General features: G+C 60.2%; 15 protein-coding genes. 12 read left to right on the top strand and 3 right to left on the bottom strand.

The window, feature by feature from the left end; genetic code table 11:
- Positions 1-186: 186 nt before the first annotated feature.
- From ACU688_RS06650 to ACU688_RS06615, 8 genes are all read left to right on the top strand, one after another.
- Positions 187-1,815, top strand: a complete 1,629-nt coding sequence (locus ACU688_RS06650) for an ABC transporter substrate-binding protein (protein WP_448184138.1) — start codon at positions 187-189, stop codon at positions 1,813-1,815.
- Between the two features lie 363 nt (positions 1,816-2,178).
- Positions 2,179-3,723, top strand: coding sequence for an ABC transporter substrate-binding protein (locus ACU688_RS06645; protein ID WP_448184843.1), 1,545 nt, complete (start codon positions 2,179-2,181; stop codon positions 3,721-3,723).
- Positions 3,724-3,895: 172 nt separating this feature from the next.
- The gene (locus tag ACU688_RS06640; RefSeq protein ID WP_448184137.1) at positions 3,896-5,311 is read left to right on the top strand and encodes an OprD family porin; all 1,416 of its coding nucleotides are present in this window, start codon (positions 3,896-3,898) and stop codon (positions 5,309-5,311) included.
- Positions 5,312-5,392: 81 nt separating this feature from the next.
- Positions 5,393-6,991, top strand: coding sequence for an ABC transporter substrate-binding protein (locus ACU688_RS06635; RefSeq protein WP_448184136.1), 1,599 nt, complete (start codon positions 5,393-5,395; stop codon positions 6,989-6,991).
- Positions 6,992-7,067: 76 nt separating this feature from the next.
- Positions 7,068-8,078, top strand: coding sequence for an ABC transporter permease subunit (locus ACU688_RS06630; RefSeq protein ID WP_017739471.1), 1,011 nt, complete (start codon positions 7,068-7,070; stop codon positions 8,076-8,078).
- Positions 8,079-8,088: 10 nt separating this feature from the next.
- A complete protein-coding gene (locus tag ACU688_RS06625; RefSeq protein ID WP_026137147.1) occupies positions 8,089-9,000 on the top strand; it encodes an ABC transporter permease subunit in 912 nt (303 codons plus the stop codon).
- Positions 9,001-9,010: 10 nt separating this feature from the next.
- Entirely contained in the window at positions 9,011-9,979 is a 969-nt protein-coding gene (locus tag ACU688_RS06620; protein WP_017739469.1) for an ABC transporter ATP-binding protein, read from the top strand.
- Positions 9,979-10,950, top strand: coding sequence for a peptide ABC transporter ATP-binding protein (locus ACU688_RS06615; RefSeq protein WP_017138288.1), 972 nt, complete (start codon positions 9,979-9,981; stop codon positions 10,948-10,950). The genes ACU688_RS06620 and ACU688_RS06615 overlap by 1 nt, the downstream gene beginning before the upstream one ends.
- 113 nt (positions 10,951-11,063) lie before the next feature.
- On the opposite strand, the gene ACU688_RS06610 is transcribed toward ACU688_RS06615, so the two are convergent.
- The 3 genes from ACU688_RS06610 to ACU688_RS06600 all read right to left on the bottom strand — a co-directional run bounded on the left by ACU688_RS06610 (position 11,064) and on the right by ACU688_RS06600 (position 13,481).
- On the bottom strand, positions 11,064-11,309 hold the full coding sequence (locus ACU688_RS06610; protein ID WP_448184135.1) for a hypothetical protein: 246 nt from the start codon (positions 11,307-11,309) through the stop codon (positions 11,064-11,066).
- Positions 11,310-11,406: 97 nt separating this feature from the next.
- Positions 11,407-11,652 carry a hypothetical protein gene (locus ACU688_RS06605; RefSeq protein WP_448184134.1) on the bottom strand — a complete coding sequence of 82 codons (246 nt, stop codon included), beginning with the start codon at positions 11,650-11,652 and terminating at the stop codon, positions 11,407-11,409.
- 245 nt (positions 11,653-11,897) lie between these two features.
- Positions 11,898-13,481, bottom strand: a complete 1,584-nt coding sequence (locus tag ACU688_RS06600; RefSeq protein WP_032886221.1) for a peptide chain release factor 3 — start codon at positions 13,479-13,481, stop codon at positions 11,898-11,900.
- A 294-nt stretch (positions 13,482-13,775) separates the two neighbouring features.
- Between ACU688_RS06600 and ACU688_RS06595 the strand changes: the two genes are divergently transcribed.
- From ACU688_RS06595 to ACU688_RS06580, 4 genes are read left to right on the top strand one after another with little or no spacing between them, the layout of a single operon-like run.
- On the top strand, positions 13,776-14,528 hold the full coding sequence (locus ACU688_RS06595) for an ABC transporter permease (protein WP_448184133.1): 753 nt from the start codon (positions 13,776-13,778) through the stop codon (positions 14,526-14,528).
- 9 nt (positions 14,529-14,537) lie between these two features.
- On the top strand, positions 14,538-15,434 hold the full coding sequence (locus ACU688_RS06590; RefSeq protein ID WP_448184132.1) for a glycine betaine ABC transporter substrate-binding protein: 897 nt from the start codon (positions 14,538-14,540) through the stop codon (positions 15,432-15,434).
- Between the two features lie 11 nt (positions 15,435-15,445).
- Positions 15,446-16,099 (top strand): ABC transporter permease, encoded by a 654-nt coding sequence (locus ACU688_RS06585; RefSeq protein ID WP_124527505.1) that lies wholly within the window; start codon positions 15,446-15,448, stop codon positions 16,097-16,099.
- A complete protein-coding gene (locus tag ACU688_RS06580; protein WP_124527506.1) occupies positions 16,096-17,253 on the top strand; it encodes an osmoprotectant ABC transporter ATP-binding protein OsmV in 1,158 nt (385 codons plus the stop codon). The genes ACU688_RS06585 and ACU688_RS06580 overlap by 4 nt, the downstream gene beginning before the upstream one ends.
- The last annotated feature ends 138 nt before the right edge of the window (positions 17,254-17,391 follow it).

Here is a 17,391-nt window from a genome sequence, read left to right as displayed (position 1 = left end):
CCCTCAAAATGTACGCAATTATGTATAAACTTTCATAATTGCGACATTCCTGTACGTTCGTACCACTCTTTCCGCCTCCTAACGGTTCTGCATCTTGCAATGGGTATGGCCCCTGCATAAGTATCCGCAGGCCGGCTCACGAGGTCGCCCTCACCACCAAAAATGACAACAAATCATGAGGCCAACATGCTTAAACACGCAGTCATTCCGTTAATTGTTAGCGCTGGCCTTATGGCCGCAGCCCCTTTCGCCCAAGCGGCGACTAACCTGGTGTTCTGCTCCGAAGGGAGCCCGGCCGGTTTCGACCCAGGCCAGTACACCACCGGAACAGACTTCGATGCCTCGGCCGAAACCATGTTCAACCGTCTGACCCAGTTCGAGCGCGGCGGCACCGCTGTGATTCCTGGGCTGGCCACCAAATGGGACGTCTCCGCAGACGGCCTGACGTACACCTTCAACCTGCGCGACGGCGTCAAGTTCCACACCACGCCGTACTTCAAACCGACCCGTACCTTCAATGCCGATGACGTGCTGTTCACGTTCAACCGCATGATCAACAAGGACGATCCGTTCCGCAAAGCCTACCCCACCGAGTTCCCGTACTTCACGGACATGGGGATGGACACCAACATCAAGAACATCGAGAAAGTCGATGACCACACCGTCAAGTTCACCCTTGGCACCGTGGACGCGGCTTTCATCCAGAACCTGGCCATGAGCTTCGCCTCGATCCAGTCGGCCGAATACGCTGCCCAACTGTTGAAGGAAGGCAAGGCCCAGGACATCAACCAGAAGCCGGTCGGCACTGGCCCGTTCGTGTTCAAGAGCTACCAGAAAGACTCGAACATTCGCTACACCGGCAACAAGGACTACTGGAAACCGGAAGACGTGAAGATCGACAACCTGATCTTCGCCATCACCACCGACCCGTCGGTGCGTATCCAGAAGCTGAAGAAAAACGAATGCCAGGTGACCCTGTTCCCACGTCCGGCCGACCTCAAGGCGCTGGGTGAAGACAAGGACCTGAAACTGCCGCACCAGGCTGGTTTCAACCTGGGCTACATCGCCTACAACGTGATGCCAGTGCTCAAGGGCCAGACCGCGCCGAACCCGCTGGCAGACCTGCGTGTACGTGAAGCACTGGACATCTCGGTGAACAAACAGCAGATCATCGATTCCGTGTATCAAGGCGCCGGTCAACTGGCGGTCAACGCCATGCCGCCGACCCAGTGGTCCTACGACACCACCATCAAGGATGCCCCGCATGACGTGACCAAAGCCAAGGCTTTGCTCAAGGAAGCAGGCATCAAGGACGGCACCGAGATCACCCTGTGGGCGATGCCGGTCCAGCGTCCGTACAACCCCAACGCCAAGCTGATGGCCGAGATGCTGCAGAACGACTGGAAACAGATCGGCCTGAAGGTCAACATCGTCAGCTACGAGTGGGGCGAGTACATCAAGCGTTCCAAAGGCGGCGAGAACCAAGCCATGATCATTGGCTGGAGCGGCGACAATGGTGACCCGGACAACTGGCTGAACGTGCTGTTCGGCTGCGACTCGCTGGCCGGCAACAACTTCTCCAAATGGTGTGACAAGAAATTCGACGACACGGTGAAAGAAGCCAAGGCTACTTCGGATGTCGCCAAACGCACCGAGCTGTACAAGCAGGCGCAACATATCCTCAAAGATGCTGTCCCGATGACACCTATCGCGCACTCGACGGTGTATCAACCCATGCGCAACACCGTGCAGGACTTCAAGATCAGCCCGTTTGGCTTGAACTCCTTCTACGGCGTGAGCGTCAGCGGCAAGTAAGGGTCATTGGCGGCGACGTGTCATAACGTCGCCGTTATTGCATCCACCCAAGACGTAGGAAACAGACCACAGCCGAACCCGTTGCCGTCCTACAGCAACAAACTTCGACCTGCGTCTCCGTTACCTACAACAACAGTCAGATTTTGTGCATTTACTGCGAAGTCCCCGACCCATAACGTCGTAGGGCCGCAGAAGCTTCAATCTGATAGGGCACTTGCCGTGTGGGGTCAGCGATGCATCCCGGTCCTCAAGGGCCGGGTGATTGCTCGCTGACGACAACTACAAACAAGGATCGGGATCGTCATGCGCCATACCACCGTTCTATCCGCACTGTTTGCCACCAGCCTGCTGGCTGTGGCCACGATGGGCCAAGCCGCCGACAAGAAGAGCCTGGTGTTCTGCTCTGAAGGCAGCCCGGCTGGTTTTGACACCGCGCAATACACCACCGCCACCGACAACGATGCAGCCGAGCCGCTGTACAACCGCCTGGTCGAGTTTGAAAAAGGCGAGACCAACGTAATACCTGCTCTGGCGACCAAGTGGGATATTTCGCCAGACGGTCTGACTTACACCTTTCACCTGCGTGAAGGGGTTAAGTTCCACAGCAACAAGGAATTCAAGCCGACGCGCGACTTCAACGCCGACGATGTGCTGTTCACCTTCAACCGCATGCTTGACCCTGATCACCCGTTCCGCAAGGCCTACCCCACCGAGTTTCCGTACTTCAACGGGATGAGCCTGAACAAGAACATTGCCAAGGTCGAGAAAACCGACCCGCACACCGTGGTGATGACCTTGAACACGGTGGACGCCGCATTCGTGCAAAACATCGCCATGAGCTTCGCCGCGATCCTGTCGGCCGAGTACGCCGAGCAATTGCTCAAGAGCGGCAAGCCCAGCGACATCAACCAGAAGCCGATCGGCACTGGCCCGTTCGTGTTCCAGCGTTACCAGAAAGACTCGCAGATCCGCTACGCACCCAATAAACAGTATTGGGACCCGAGCAAAGTCCAGCTGGACCAGTTGATCTTCGCCATCAACACCGACGCTTCGGTGCGCGTGCAAAAGCTCAAGGCCGGCGAATGCCAAGTGACCCTGCACCCACGCCCTGCCGACGTTGACGCCCTCAAGGCTGACCCGAACCTGCAACTGCTGACCAAGCCGGGCTTCAACCTCGGTTACATCGCCTATAACGTGCGCCACAAGCCCTTCGACCAGCTCGAAGTACGCCAGGCGCTGGACATGGCGGTGAACAAGCAAAGCATCCTGAACGCGGTGTACCAGGGTGCCGGGCAACTGGCGGTCAACGCCATGCCGCCGACGCAGTGGTCCTACGACGACACCATCAAGGACGCCGCCTACAACCCGGAAAAAGCCAAGGAACTGCTCAAGGCTGCCGGCGTGAAAGAAGGCACCGAGATCACCCTGTGGGCGATGCCCGTGCAGCGCCCCTACAACCCCAACGCCAAGCTGATGGCAGAAATGCTGCAAAGCGATTGGGCCAAGATTGGCCTGAAAGTGAAGATCGTCAGCTACGAGTGGGGCGAATACATCAAGCGCACCAAGAACGGTGAGCACGATGTGAGCTTGATCGGCTGGACCGGCGACAACGGTGACCCGGACAACTGGCTGGGCACCCTCTATAGCTGCGACGCCATCGGCGGGAACAACTACTCCATGTGGTGTGACCCGGCGTACGACAAGCTGATCAAGCAAGCCAAGGTCGTCACCGACCGCGAACAACGGACTGTTCTGTACAAACAGGCGCAGCAACTGCTCAAGCAGCAGGTGCCGATCACGCCGGTCGCCCACTCGACGGTCAACCAGCCGTTAAGCGCCAAAGTCGAAGGTTTCAAAGTGAGTCCCTTCGGCCGCAACGTGTTCTCGGGCGTCAGTATCACCCCATAAAAAAAGATAACCGGATGGCGCAGAGCGAAGTTGGCTCTGCGGCAAACGTGCAGCCTTATTTCGGGAACTCCCTTAAGGCAAACGTTTGCAAAGGCTTGAACGAGTTACAAACCCAATAGCCGGATCACCTCATAAGACCGGCATAAAAAAGAGAACCAAAGGAGCTTCACCCATGAAACTGAGCAGCAAAGCGCTTCTGGCCCTGGCCATCAGCACCATCACGGCAACCGCCTACGCTGAAACCCAAAGCCAGGACTTCGTTCCTACCACCCTGGCCGGCACCAGCGCCCAAAGCGAGGCCAAAGGCTTTATCGACGGTCAAAGCCTGGGCGGCAGCACGCGTAACTGGTACTCCAACGAAATGAAATTTCGCGGTCAGAAATTCGAGTACTACAAAAACGCGGCCGACAAGGCCAATAAAGTAAAAACCGGTGTTTCCCGTCGCTACAACTGGGCACAGGGCACCATCGTCAACTACAGCTCCGGGTTTACCCAAGGCACCGTTGGCGTCGCGACTGAAGTGGCGGCTTACAACGCTATCGCGCTGATCCGTGACCAAAAGGACATCGCCGGCGGCTCCAACCGCACCCTGGCCCACACCTATGGCGACGCCGTAGACCAGTGGAGCAAACTGGGCCTGGCCAACGTCAAGTTCCGTGTTTCGAACACCACCTTGACCGCCGGTCGCCAGAACTTCAGCAGCGGCATCATGGACACCATCGGCAACCGTGCCCTGCCGTCGAGCTTCGAAGGTGTGAGCTTCAACAGCGAAGAGTTCAGCAACCTGTCGTTCCAGGGTGGCGTGTTTGACCGCGTTTCGCCACGTACCGAACAGAGCCTGTCGAAATTCCGTAGCGAATACAGCAGCAGCGGCGTAGAAACCGACAAGGTCTACACACTGGGTGCGAACTACCAGCCGTTCAAGAGCCTGAAAACCAGCTTCTTCGGCGCTAACGTCAAGGACTTCTGGAACCAGTACTACTTCGGCGCTACCCATGAACTGGGCGACAGCCAAGTACTGAGCCTGACCACCGGCCTGAACTACTACAAGACCGTCGACGAAGGCAAAAAGTTGATGGGCGAGATCGACAACGATACCTACTCGCTGTCGCTGGGCCTGACCCACCAGGCTCACAGCCTGACCTTCTCGTACCAGGAAGTGAACGGTAACGAGTACTTCGACTACCTGCACGAAACCAACGGTATCTACCTGGCCAACTCCCTGACTTCGGACTTCAACGGCCCGAACGAGAAGTCCTTCCAGGTTGCCTACGGCATCAACATGGCCGAATACGGCGTGCCGGGTCTGAAGTTCAACATCTACTCGGCTCGCGGCTGGGGCATCGACGGTACTCACTACCGTGGCGACGGCGGCAAAGAAGACTTCGCTTACAACGGTATCCAGAAGCAGAACGGCGAGCACCACCAGGAATACGGCATCGGTTCTTCCTACGCCATCCAGAGTGGTCCTCTGAAAGCCACCACCGTGCGTGCCACCTACGTAACGCACCGTGCCAGCGAAAACCAGTCTGACGGCAACCTGCGCGAGTTCCGTCTGGTGACCACCATCCCGTTCAACATTCTTTAATCAGCGCCAGGTAGACGGCGGGCTCAGGACGAGCCCGCCGTCTACGCTTGTCTGGCCCCATCGATTGTTCGAGGTCTGCGAATGAAAATGCTCCCGCTACAAGCCGCCATTGCCGCTGCGCTGTTGAGCGTGGCCGTCGGCATTTCGGCCAAACCGCTGGTGGTCTGCACCGAAGCCAGCCCGGAAGGCTTCGATCCGGTCCTGTACACCACGGCCGTCACCGCTGACGCCGCTGCGGAAACCCTGTTCAACCGCCTGGTGGATTTCAAGCCCGGCACCACCGAAGTGGTTCCGGCACTGGCCAAGGCCCTGCCTGAAATCAGCGAAGATGGCCTGACCTACACCTTCCACCTGCGTGATGACATCAAGTTCCACACCACCGACTACTTCAAACCCACGCGCAACCTGAATGCCGACGACGTGCTTTGGAGCTTCCAGCGCCAGCTGGACCCGAACCATCCGTGGCATAAAAAGTCCCTCGTGGGCTACCCGTATTTCGAAAGCATGGGCTTCAAGGAACTGCTCAAGAGCGTAGAGAAGACCGACGATCACACCGTCGTCTTTACCCTGACCCGTCCTGAGGCACCGTTTTTGGCCGACCTGGGCATGGCGTTTTCCTCGATCCACTCCGCCGAATACGCCGACCAGTTGCTCAAGTCCGGCAAGACCGATGACCTGAACGCCAAGCCGATCGGCACCGGGCCGTTTGTGTTCACGCGCTACGCCAAGGACGCCCAGGTGCGTTACAAGGCCAACCCGGAATACTTCCGTGGCAAGCCGCCGGCCGATCCGCTGATCCTGGCGATTACCACCGACAACAACGTGCGCCTGCAAAAGCTCAAGGCCAACGAGTGCCAGATCGCGCTGTATCCAAAACCGGATGACGTGGCGAGCATGCAAGCCGACCCGAACCTGAAGGTCGACGGGTTGGCGGCAATGACCACCAGCTACATCGCCATGAATACCACCCACAAGTACATGAGCGACGCGCGGGTACGCCACGCCATCAACATCGCGTTCGACAAAGCCGGTTATACCGAAGCGCTGTTCGGCAAAGGCAACGCAGTGGTGGGCACCGGCCCGTATCCACCGACCTTGCTGGGCTTCAACGACAAGTTGAAAAACCCGCCACGGGACCTGGACAAAGCCCGCGCCCTGCTCAAGGAAGCCGGCGTACCGGAAGGAACCGAATTCACCCTGTTCACCCGCAACGGTGGCGGCCCGACCAACCCCAACCCAATGTTGGGCGCCCAGCGCATGCAGGCCGACTTGGCGCAGGTTGGCCTGAAGATCAATATCAAAGTCATGGAATGGGGCGAAATGCTCAAGCGCGCCAAAGGTGGCGAGCACGACATGGTATCGGCCGGCTGGGTGGGCGATAACGGCGACCCGGATAACTTCCTCACGCCGAACCTGAGTTGCGATGCAGCGAAAAACGGCGAAAACTACGCGCGCTGGTGTAACAAGGAGTTTCAGGACTTGATCGACAAGGCCCGTGCCGCCAAGGAACCCGCAACACGCGCGGCGCTCTATGAACAAGCACAGGACGTTTTCGAAAAAGACCAACCATGGCTTCCCATGGCGTACCCGAAACTGTTCACCGCCATGCGCAAAAACGTAGAGGGCTACACCCTTAGCCCTCTCGGCACCAATAACTTCGCCACTACCCAGGCGAAGTAAATAAGAAAAACGCTCGGCACCGCCCACCTGGGTGGTGCCGGACCTGCCTAACCGGCTGATTGAGGTACACCACACGATGTTTAGTTTTATTGCCCGCCGACTGGGGTTATTGATCCCCACGTTCTTCGGCATCACGTTGCTCACGTTTGCGTTGATTCGCATGATCCCTGGCGACCCCGTCGAAGTGATGATGGGTGAAAGGCGCGTCGACCCCGAGATGCACGCACAGGCAATGGAACGCCTTGGCCTTAACAAGCCGTTGTATGCGCAATACCTGGACTACGTCGGCAAGCTCGCCCAGGGTGACCTTGGCGAATCCCTGCGCACCCGCACCAGCGTGTGGACCGAGTTCACCGCCCTCTTCCCTGCGACCCTGGAACTGTCCATGGCCGCCCTGTTGTTCGCCGGTATCCTGGGCCTGCTGGCCGGGGTGATCGCGGCCTTGAAGCGAGGATCGCTGTTCGACCACGGGGTGATGGGCATCTCCCTCGCGGGTTATTCGATGCCGATCTTCTGGTGGGGCCTGATCCTGATCATGTTCTTCTCCGTGAGCCTGGGCTGGACGCCGGTGTCCGGGCGGATCGACCTGCTCTACGACATCGAGCCGCGCACCGGCTTCATGCTGATCGACACCCTGCTGGCTGACGAGCCAGACGCCTTCTTCGACGCCCTGCACCACCTGATCCTGCCGGCCATCGTGCTCGGCACCATTCCGCTGGCGGTGATCGCGCGGATGACCCGTTCGTCGATGCTCGAAGTGCTGCGCGAAGACTACATCCGTACCGCCAAGGCCAAGGGCCTGTCGCCGGCGCGCGTGGTATTCGTCCACGGCCTGCGCAACGCGCTGATCCCGGTACTCACCGTGGTCGGCCTGCAAGTCGGCACGTTGCTGGCCGGTGCGGTCCTGACCGAAACCATCTTCTCGTGGCCCGGCATCGGCAAATGGCTGATCGAAGCCATTGGCGCACGGGACTACCCGGTGGTGCAAAACGGCATCCTGTTGATCGCCTGCCTGGTGATCCTGGTGAACTTCGTGGTGGATATCCTCTACGGCTTCGCCAACCCACGCATCCGTCACCAGCGCTGAGATCATGACCATGACCACACCTACTCCCGTGTCAGCAGTCGATCAAAGCCTGCTGTATCCGTCCCCGTACAAAGAATTCTGGCAAGCCTTCTCCAAGAACAAAGGCGCGGTGGCCGGCCTGGCCTTCATGCTGCTGATCGTGTTCTGCGCGCTGTTCGCCCCTTGGGTGGCGCCGCATAACCCGAGCGAGCAATACCGCGACTTCCTGCTCACCCCGCCAGCCTGGCTGGAAGGTGGGCAGATCCAGTTCCTGCTGGGCACCGACGAACTGGGCCGTGACCTGCTCTCGCGCCTGATCCAGGGCTCGCGCCTGTCGTTGCTGATCGGTTTGTCATCGGTGGTGATGTCGCTGATCCCGGGCATCCTGCTGGGCCTGTTCGCCGGGTTCTTCCCGCGTTTGCTCGGCCCGACCATCATGCGCCTGATGGACATCATGCTGGCCCTGCCGTCGCTGCTGCTGGCCGTCGCCATTGTCGCGATCCTCGGCCCTGGCCTGATCAACACCGTGATCGCCATCGCCATCGTGTCGCTGCCGTCCTATGTGCGCCTGACCCGCGCCGCCGTGATGGGCGAACTGAACCGTGACTACGTGACCGCCGCCCGCCTCGCCGGCGCCGGCCTGCCACGCCTGATGTTCATCACCGTGCTGCCCAACTGCATGGCACCGCTGATCGTGCAGGCCACCCTGAGCTTCTCGTCGGCGATCCTCGACGCGGCGGCCCTGGGTTTCCTCGGCCTGGGCGTACAACCGCCGACGCCTGAGTGGGGCACCATGCTGGCTTCGGCCCGTGACTACATCGAACGCGCCTGGTGGGTGGTGAGCTTGCCTGGTTTGACCATTTTGCTCAGCGTGCTGGCAATCAACTTGATGGGTGACGGCCTGCGCGATGCGCTGGACCCGAAACTCAAGAACGCCGCCTGAGGAGATTCCCATGTCACTGTTAGAAATCAAGAATCTCAACGTACGCTTCGGCGACAAGACCGCCGTACCGGTGGTCGATGGCCTCGACATCAGCGTCGACAAAGGCGAAGTACTGGCGATCGTTGGCGAGTCGGGCTCGGGTAAATCCGTGACCATGATGGCGCTGATGGGCCTGATCGAGCACCCCGGCATCGTCACCGCCGACGCCCTGAACTTCGACGGCAAGGACATGCTCAAGCTGAGCAACCGCCAGCGCCGCCAGATCGTCGGCAAAGACCTGGCGATGGTGTTCCAGGACCCGATGACCGCGCTGAACCCCAGCTACACCGTGGGTTTCCAGATTGAAGAAGTGCTGCGCCTGCACCTGAAAATGTCCGGCAAGCAAGCGCGCAAGCGTGCTATCGAACTGTTGGAAAAAGTGGAAATCCCCGGAGCTGCCAGCCGCATGGATGCCTACCCGCACCAACTGTCCGGCGGTATGAGCCAGCGTGTGGCCATCGCCATGGCGATTGCCGGCGAGCCGAAACTGCTGATCGCCGATGAACCGACCACGGCACTGGACGTAACGATTCAGGCGCAGATCATGGAGCTGCTGCTGGCCCTGCAGAAAGAACAGAACATGGGCCTGGTGCTGATCACCCACGACCTCGCAGTCGTAGCTGAAACCGCCCAGCGCGTGTGCGTGATGTACGCCGGCCAAGCCGTTGAAGTCGGCCAGGTGCCGCAACTGTTCGACATCCCGGCGCATCCGTACAGCGAAGCGCTGCTCAAGGCGATCCCCGAGCACAGCCTGGGCGCCACGCGCCTGGCCACGCTGCCGGGTATCGTTCCGGGCCGTTATGACCGCCCGCAAGGTTGCCTGCTGTCGCCGCGCTGCCCGTACGTGCAGGAATCCTGCCGTGCCCAACGCCCGGGCCTTGATCCAAAAACCAACAGCCTCGCGCGCTGCTTCTACCCCTTGAACCAGGAGGTGGCGTAATGGCCGTCGTTCTTACCGCCCGCGACCTGACCCGTCACTACGAAGTGTCCCGTGGCCTGTTCAAGGGCCATGCGTTGGTACGCGCACTCAATGGCGTGTCCTTCGAGCTGGAAGCCGGCAAGACCCTCGCCGTTGTAGGCGAGTCGGGCTGCGGCAAATCCACCCTGGCCCGCGCACTCACGCTGATTGAAGAGCCGTCTTCGGGTTCGCTGAAAATCGCCGGCCAGGAAGTCGCCGGCGCCGACAAGGCCCAGCGCAAGCAATTGCGCAAAGACGTGCAGATGGTGTTCCAGAGCCCGTACGCGTCGTTGAACCCACGGCAGAAAGTTGGTGATCAACTCGGCGAGCCGCTGTTGATCAACACCAACCTGTCCGCCGCCGAACGCCGCGAGAAAGTGCAGGCGATGATGAAGCAAGTGGGCCTGCGCCCCGAGCATTATCAGCGCTACCCGCACATGTTCTCCGGTGGCCAGCGCCAGCGTATCGCCCTGGCCCGCGCCATGATGTTGCAACCGAAAGTGCTGGTGGCGGATGAACCGACCTCGGCACTCGACGTATCGATCCAGGCCCAGGTGCTCAACCTGTTCATGGATTTGCAGCAGGAATTCAACACGGCCTACGTGTTCATCTCCCACAACCTCGCGGTGGTGCAACACGTTGCCGACGACGTGATGGTGATGTACCTCGGCCGCCCGGTGGAAGTCGGTCCCAAGGAAGACATCTACGCGCGCCCGCTGCACCCGTATACCCAGGCGCTGCTGTCGGCCACCCCGACCATTCACCCGGACCCGAACAAGCCGAAGATCAAGATCGTCGGCGAGCTGCCCAACCCGCTGAACCCGCCGCCTGGCTGCGCGTTCCACAAGCGCTGCCCGTATGCGACGGCGCGGTGCAGCAGCGAGGAGCCGCAGTTGCGCGCCCTGGATAACCGTCAGGTGGCTTGCCATTACGCGGAGCAATTCGTGGCGTAATCGCGCAACAAAAATGCCCTGGGCGATCAAGCCCAGGGCATTACAGGAGTTCTACCGCCCCACCCGTCGGATTGCGCATCAGTCCGGCAGGTGGGGCTTTTTTTCGTCTCGACTCAGGTATCGCTGTCGCCTTCGCTGTCATCGTCTTCTGGTGGCGTTTGTTGGTCGTCGTCATCCTCGGAGCCACCTTGGCCTTTGTCACCGGCTTCCGATTCGCTCTTGGCCAGTTGCAGGTTTTTCGCCGCCACAAACCCAGGCGCCTGGCTTTGCACGGCGCTATTGGCCCATGCGGTGGTGGTCCCCAGCGTTAACAGCACCAGCACCTTCAGCAACAGCACTAAACGTTGAAAGATAGTCATGGTCGGTTTCCGTCCAGTCAGTGAACTACGCGCCCCGGCGTTCGACCGGAGCTCACAATCAAGCTAGTTCCGATCCGGGGTTTGCGCCACTCGGCCGTCAGGTATCGCCGTCATCATAGGTTTCACTGTCTTCCCCTTCGTTGTAGGGGTTTTCCGCATCTTCCTTGGGCGCGGGTTGGGCCTGGGGCTGCCAGCTGCCGGAGTTGACCTCCTGCTGCTTGCGCTTGGTGACGGGGCCGGTGTCTTTCCACTGCGGTGTGCCGGCGCCGGCCAGGGCGGGGGCGGCGGGTAGCGCCAGGCCGGCGAGTAGAACCAGATGGATAACGCGTTGAATACTAAACACAGCGGTCTCCTTTACGGTCAGTGGGTAAAAACTAGACCCGATATACGGTTCTCGCCAATGCCTCGCCGTGTGGAGATCAAAAAGTGTGGGAGCTGGCTTGCCTGCGATGGCGGTGGGTCAGCTTGCATATTGGCGACTGATATACCGCTATCGCAGGCAAGCCAGCTCCCACAGTTTTGATTTGTGTTGGGCATGAAAAAGGGTGAAGCCATCACAGCTTCACCCTTTTTTTTACCGCTCAGCCCTTAATGGTGTTCGCGGGTCGCGCGGAATTTCACGTCCGGCCAGCGCTCTTCCATCAGCGCCAGGTTAACCCTGGTCGGCGCCAGGTAGGTCAGGTGACCACCGCCGTCCACCGCGAGGTTTTCCACGGCCTTGTTGGAGAACTCTTCCAACTTCTTCTTATCGCTGCAATCGATCCAGCGCGCGGAGTACACGGTGATGGGCTCGTAGGAGCACTCGACCTTGTATTCCTCTTTCAAGCGGCTGGCCACCACATCGAACTGCAGCACACCGACGGCGCCGAGGATGATGTCGTTGCTGCGCTCGGGGAAGAACACCTGGGTGGCGCCCTCTTCCGCGAGTTGCTGCAGGCCCTGGCGCAGTTGCTTGGATTTCAGCGGGTCACGCAGGCGTACGCGGCGGAACAGTTCCGGGGCGAAGTGCGGGATACCGGTGAAGCCCAGCGCTTCACCTTCGGTGAAGGTGTCACCGATCTGGATGGTGCCATGGTTGTGCAGGCCGATGATGTCGCCAGCGTAGGCCTCTTCCAGCTGTTCACGCTCGGAGGAGAAGAACGTCAGGGCGTCGCCGATGCGCACGTCCTTGCCGGTGCGCACGTGGCGCATCTTCATGCCTTTTTCGTATTTGCCGGAGCAGATGCGCATAAAGGCGATGCGGTCGCGATGTTTCGGGTCCATGTTCGCCTGGATCTTGAACACGAAACCGGTGAATTTCTCTTCCACAGGCTCCACGGTGCGCTCGTTGGCCACCCGGGCCAACGGCTTCGGCGCCCAATCCACAACGGCATCGAGTACGTGATCGACACCGAAGTTGCCCAACGCCGTACCGAAGAACACCGGAGTCAGCTGGCCGTCGAGGAATTCCTGCTGGTTGAACTCATGGCAGGCGCCCTGCACCAGCTCCAGCTGATCGACAAAGCGGTCGTACTCGTCGCCCAGGTGGGCGCGGGCTTCGTCCGAGTCGAGCTTCTCGATGATCTTGGTTTCGGTGCGCTCGTGACCATGACCGGCGGTGTAGACAATGATGTAGTCGTCGGCCAGGTGGTACACGCCCTTGAAGTCGCGGTAGCAACCAATCGGCCAGGTGATCGGCGCGGCCTTGATCTTCAGGACGGCTTCGATTTCATCCAACAGCTCGATCGGGTCGCGGATGTCGCGGTCGAGTTTGTTGATGAAGCTGACGATCGGCGTGTCACGCAGACGGCACACGTCCATCAGCGCGATGGTGCGTGGCTCGACGCCTTTACCGCCGTCGAGGACCATCAGCGCCGAGTCCACCGCGGTCAGGGTGCGGTAGGTATCTTCGGAGAAGTCTTCGTGGCCCGGGGTGTCGAGCAGGTTGACCATGTGGTCGCGATACGGGAACTGCATGACCGACGTGGTAATGGAAATACCCCGTTGTTTTTCCATTTCCATCCAGTCGGAGGTGGCATGGCGGTCGGATTTGCGGGATTTCACCGTGCCGGCCACAGCGATTGCCTTGCCCATCAGCAAGAGTTTCTCGGTGATGGTGGTTTTACCGGCATCGGGGTGGGAAATAATGGCGAAAGTGCGGCGTTTCGCGACTTCGGCGGCCTGGTGGGTCATGGGAAATCGCCTGGCAGGTGAGTCAAAAAAGGGCGGCGAGTATAGCGCAAACCCCGGGCGCCGGACCACCGTTCACCCGATTGGGGGTGGCTAAATGCTGCCAAGTATGGAACCTTTTAAAAGGTCGAGACGTCCACTCCCCTGCTACCGCACTCGGAACAGGGGCTGATAAATCAGCAAGTTAGCCTGACGAGGCTGCGCTCATGGCTCGGATTGATACCGCGTTGCCGGTATGGACGAGCTGCTTTTCGCGACCACATTCGCCGACAGCCAGGAATGGCATGCCACGAAGGAATGTGCTCGCCGACAGAAGAAAAAAGGAGTCCGCCTGTGGCTATTCGCTATGGCAAAGGGCTGATAGGAGGAGCGGTTGTCGTCGCCCTCCTGGCCCTGCTGGTCCACTGGATCGGCATCAACACGATCGAACTGTACCGCGACGATTTGTTGTTTTACCTGCAAGCACACCTGATCCTCGTTCTAGTCTCCATGCTGGCCGCCCTTGTTGTGGGCATCCCCGCCGGTATCCTGCTCAGCCGACCGCACATGGTCGGGCGCGCAGAACGCTTCATGCAGATATTCAACATCGGCAACACCGTCCCTCCCCTGGCCGTACTGGCCATCGCCCTCGGCGTCCTCGGTATCGGCAGCGGCCCGGCGATCTTCGCGCTGTTCCTCGCCTCCCTCCTGCCCATCGTGCGCAACACCTACGAAGGCCTGAAAAACGTCCAGGGTTCCCTGAAAGAAGCCGCCACCGGCATCGGCATGACGCCGCGCCAGGTCCTGCTGCGCGTGGAGTTGCCCAACGCCGTGCCAATCATCATCGGTGGCGTGCGCGTGGCCCTGGCGATCAACGTCGGCACCGCGCCACTGGCGTTCCTGATTGGCGCCAACAGCCTGGGCAGCCTGATCTTCCCCGGCATCGCCCTGAACAACCAGCCGCAATTGCTGCTCGGCGCCGCGTGCACCGCGTTGCTGGCCTTGCTGCTCGACGGCCTGGTGACCCTGGCCAGCCGCCTCTGGCTGGAACGCGGGTTGCGTGCGTCTTAAGGAACCGACATGAAAAAGCTGACATTGATATTGAGCTGCGTCCTGCTGTGTGCAGGTTTTGCGCAAGCCGCTGAAAAACCGGTCATCCGCATCGGCGCCCGAGTGTTCACCGAACAGACCCTGCTGGCCGAAATCACCTCCCAATACCTGCGCACCAAGGGCTATGACACCCGCGTGACCGGCGGCCTGGGCAGCAACCTGGCGCGCAGTGCCCAGGAAAGCGGGCAACTGGATCTGATCTGGGAATACACCGGCGTGTCGCTGGTGGCCTACAACCATGTGGACGAGAAACTCGACAGCGAACAGTCCTACGCCCGAGTCAAAGAACTCGACGCGAAAAAAGGCCTGGTCTGGCTCGCCCCATCGCGCTTCAGCAACACCTACGCCCTGGCGTTGCCGGAAAAAGTGGCTGCCGAGCATCCCGAGATCAACAGCATCAGCGACCTGACCCAAGCCGTGGCGGACGATGCCCAAGCCCATCGCCTGGTGGCCCTGGACACCGAGTTCGCCAACCGCTCCGACGGCCTGGCCGGTATGGTCAAGCTGTACGACATGAACCTGACCCGCAAGAACACCCGGCAGATGGACGCTGGCCTGGTCTACACCGCGCTGCGTAACGGCCAGGTGTTTGCCGGCTTGGTCTACACCACCGACGGTCGCCTCAACGCCTTCAAGTTGAAGCTGCTGGAAGACGACAAGCACTACTTCCCGGACTACACCGCCGCGCCCGTGGTGCGTCAGGTTTATCTCGACGCTCACCCGCAATTGGCCGCCGAGCTCAAGCCGCTGGCCGCGCTGTTCGACGATGAAACCATGCGCCAGCTGAATGCGCGGGTCGATGTCGATCACGAAAGCCCTTCCGCTGTTGCCGCCGATTTCCTGCGCCAACATCCGATCAATCAATAAGAGGAGAAGACATGGAATTCCTGAACGCCTTTTCCCATCTTGATTGGGCCCAAGTCCTGCACCTGACCTGGCAGCACATCACCCTGGTGGGTATCGCCGTGATCCTCGCGATCTTCATCGGCGTGCCCCTGGGCATCCTGATGACGCGCTTCCCGAGCCTGGCCGGCCCGCTGCAAGCCAGCGCCACGGTGCTGCTGACCGTGCCGTCCATCGCCCTGTTCGGCCTGCTGCTGCCGTTCTACTCCAAATTCGGCCAGGGCCTGGGGCCGATGCCGGCGATCACCGCCGTGTTCCTCTACTCCCTGCTGCCGATCATGCGTAACACCTACCTGGCCCTGACCGGCGTGGAGCCGGGCATCCGCGAGGCCGCGCGCGGCATCGGCATGACCTTCGGCCAGCGCCTGCGCATGGTCGAGTTGCCCATCGCCGTGCCGGTGATCCTCGCCGGTGTGCGCACCGCCGTGGTGATGAATATCGGTGTGATGACCATTGCCGCCACCATCGGCGCCGGTGGCCTGGGTGTACTTATTCTGGCTTCCATCAGCCGCAGCGACATGTCGATGCTGATCGTTGGCGCCGTGCTGGTCAGTCTCCTGGCCATCTTCGCCGACCTGCTTCTGCAATGGCTGCAACGCTCGCTGACTCCAAAAGGATTGCTCAAATGATCGAACTTCAAAACCTGTCCAAGACCTTCCAAAGCAACGGCAAGACTGTCACCGCCGTGAACGATGTAAGCCTGACCGTCAATGAAGGCGAAATTTGCGTGTTCCTCGGCCCCTCGGGCTGCGGCAAAAGCACCACGCTGAAGATGATCAACCGCCTGATCAAACCGACCTCGGGCAAGATTTTGATCAATGGCGAAGACACCACAGACCTCGACGCCGTGACCCTGCGCCGCAATATCGGGTATGTGATCCAGCAGATCGGCCTGTTCCCCAACATGACCATCGAGGAAAACATCGTCGTCGTGCCCAAGCTGCTGGGCTGGGACAAGCAGAAATGCCACGACCGCGCCCGCGAATTGATGAGCATGATCAAGCTGGAACCCAAGCAATATCTGCATCGCTACCCGCGTGAATTGTCCGGCGGCCAGCAACAGCGGATCGGCGTGATCCGCGCACTGGCGGCCGATGCGCCGCTGCTGCTAATGGACGAGCCGTTCGGCGCGGTCGACCCGATCAACCGCGAGATGATCCAGAACGAGTTCTTCGAGATGCAACGCGCGCTGAACAAGACCGTGATCATGGTCAGCCACGACATCGACGAAGCGATCAAGCTGGGTGACAAGATCGCCATCTTCCGCGCCGGCAAGCTGTTGCAGATCGACCACCCGGACACGCTGCTGGCGCATCCGGCCGACGAGTTCGTCAGCAACTTCGTGGGCCAGGACAGCACCCTCAAGCGCCTGCTGCTGGTGAAGGCCGAGGACGCGGCGGACAACGCGCCATCCGTCAGCCCGGAAACCCCGGTGGCCGACGCGCTGGAACTGATGGACGAACATGACCGCCGCTATGTGGTGGTGACCTGTGCCGAGAACAAGGCGCTGGGTTATGTACGACGTCGCGACCTGCACCGTCAGACCGGTACCTGCGGCCAGTACCTGCGCGAGTTCAACGCCACGGCGGCGTACGACGAGCATTTGCGCATCCTGTTGTCGCGCATGTACGAGTTCAACCGATCGTGGTTGCCGGTGATGGATGCGGAGCGGGTGTTCCTTGGGGAAGTGACCCAGGAGTCGATTGCCGAGTACCTGAGTTCCGGTAAGTCCCGGGGTGGCAAGACCAGTATTGTTTCGCCTGCCGAAACTGCGTTGGCCTGATCCACCGCTATCGCAGGCAAGCCAGCTCCCACATTTGGACTGCATTCATCTTTAGGAATGCAATCACCTGTGGGAGCTGGCTTGCCTGCGATGAAGGCACCACAAATCCCCCTGATTTGCCCCATCCGGGGAACATCA

The sequence above is a fragment of the Pseudomonas acericola (SeqCode) genome (genome assembly GCF_053456465.1).
This window is presented reverse-complemented; position numbering and strand designations above follow the sequence as displayed.

What these genes read in the sequence shown, in the direction of transcription:
- ACU688_RS06650 (WP_448184138.1), top strand. Translation starts at nt 187, where the DNA reads ATGCTTAAACACGCAGTCATTCCGTTAATTGTTAGCGCTGGCCTTATG.
- ACU688_RS06645 (WP_448184843.1), top strand. Translation starts at nt 2,179, where the DNA reads ATGGGCCAAGCCGCCGACAAGAAGAGCCTGGTGTTCTGCTCTGAAGGC.
- ACU688_RS06640 (WP_448184137.1), top strand. Translation starts at nt 3,896, where the DNA reads ATGAAACTGAGCAGCAAAGCGCTTCTGGCCCTGGCCATCAGCACCATC.
- ACU688_RS06635 (WP_448184136.1), top strand. Translation starts at nt 5,393, where the DNA reads ATGAAAATGCTCCCGCTACAAGCCGCCATTGCCGCTGCGCTGTTGAGC.
- ACU688_RS06630 (WP_017739471.1), top strand. Translation starts at nt 7,068, where the DNA reads ATGTTTAGTTTTATTGCCCGCCGACTGGGGTTATTGATCCCCACGTTC.
- ACU688_RS06625 (WP_026137147.1), top strand. Translation starts at nt 8,089, where the DNA reads ATGACCACACCTACTCCCGTGTCAGCAGTCGATCAAAGCCTGCTGTAT.
- ACU688_RS06620 (WP_017739469.1), top strand. Translation starts at nt 9,011, where the DNA reads ATGTCACTGTTAGAAATCAAGAATCTCAACGTACGCTTCGGCGACAAG.
- ACU688_RS06615 (WP_017138288.1), top strand. Translation starts at nt 9,979, where the DNA reads ATGGCCGTCGTTCTTACCGCCCGCGACCTGACCCGTCACTACGAAGTG.
- ACU688_RS06610 (WP_448184135.1), bottom strand. Translation starts at nt 11,309, where the DNA reads ATGACTATCTTTCAACGTTTAGTGCTGTTGCTGAAGGTGCTGGTGCTG.
- ACU688_RS06600 (WP_032886221.1), bottom strand. Translation starts at nt 13,481, where the DNA reads ATGACCCACCAGGCCGCCGAAGTCGCGAAACGCCGCACTTTCGCCATT.
- ACU688_RS06595 (WP_448184133.1), top strand. Translation starts at nt 13,776, where the DNA reads ATGTGCTCGCCGACAGAAGAAAAAAGGAGTCCGCCTGTGGCTATTCGC.
- ACU688_RS06590 (WP_448184132.1), top strand. Translation starts at nt 14,538, where the DNA reads ATGAAAAAGCTGACATTGATATTGAGCTGCGTCCTGCTGTGTGCAGGT.
- ACU688_RS06585 (WP_124527505.1), top strand. Translation starts at nt 15,446, where the DNA reads ATGGAATTCCTGAACGCCTTTTCCCATCTTGATTGGGCCCAAGTCCTG.
- ACU688_RS06580 (WP_124527506.1), top strand. Translation starts at nt 16,096, where the DNA reads ATGATCGAACTTCAAAACCTGTCCAAGACCTTCCAAAGCAACGGCAAG.